The 352-nt window shown below is 64.2% G+C and carries 1 pseudogene; it reads right to left on the bottom strand.

Going from position 1 to position 352, the window contains the following annotated elements:
• Positions 1-321: pseudogene (locus AB4Z23_RS29120) on the bottom strand (NtaA/DmoA family FMN-dependent monooxygenase); the annotation flags it as partial.
• Positions 322-352 lie beyond the last annotated feature (31 nt).

Here is a 352-nt window from a genome sequence, read left to right as displayed (position 1 = left end):
GTCCTCATAGACGTCGGGGCAGAACCAGAAGCCGTCCGCGGCCTCTGCCTCGAACCATTCCTGCATGTGATCGGCCACCTCGACGGCCGGACCGACGACGGAAGGATGATAATCGACCACACCGTGCGCGAGGACCTCGCAAAGGGTCCAGCCCTCGCGGGCGATCTTCAAGGCGTGGCCGGAACGGGGGTCCATAAATGACGGGCGCGCCGCGGCAAGCTGTTCTGGCGATAGCGGTTGATGGAGCTGATCGGGATGGAGAGAGAGCCCCAGCATCTGGCCGAGATAGCCGACCCTTTCCGCATATGTGTGCCCGGCCATTGCTATTCTCCGGTCGAGCGCCTGGCGCCTG

Source organism: Agrobacterium sp. MCAB5 (assembly GCF_052114365.1).
Taxonomy (GTDB): domain Bacteria; phylum Pseudomonadota; class Alphaproteobacteria; order Rhizobiales; family Rhizobiaceae; genus Agrobacterium; species Agrobacterium tumefaciens.
This window is presented reverse-complemented; position numbering and strand designations above follow the sequence as displayed.